1 protein-coding gene is annotated in these 207 nt (G+C 55.1%); it reads right to left on the reverse strand.

Going from position 1 to position 207, the window contains the following annotated elements; translation table 11 throughout:
• Positions 1-171, reverse strand: a 171-nt coding sequence (locus LG367_RS18285) for a glyceraldehyde 3-phosphate dehydrogenase NAD-binding domain-containing protein (RefSeq protein WP_319004042.1), incomplete at its 3' end; no start/stop codon positions are given.
• Positions 172-207: the final 36 nt, after the last annotated feature.

A 207-nucleotide genomic window follows, 5' to 3' on the forward strand; every position in this document is an offset into this window, starting at 1 on the left:
GCCCTTGAAGCGGCCGTGGACGGAGTCGAACTTGAACATGTAGACCATGTAGTCAAGATCGATGAAGGGGTCGTTGACGGCGACGACCTCGACGTCGGGGTTCAGGAGTGCATTACGGAGCACGATACGGCCGATACGACCGAAACCGTTGATGCCGACCTTTACAGCCATTGAAATCTAGTGTGAGGAGGAGGAGGTTGTTGTGGT

It is taken from the genome of Luteimonas panaciterrae (assembly GCF_020511115.1).
Taxonomy (GTDB): Bacteria; Pseudomonadota; Gammaproteobacteria; order Xanthomonadales; family Xanthomonadaceae; genus Luteimonas; species Luteimonas panaciterrae.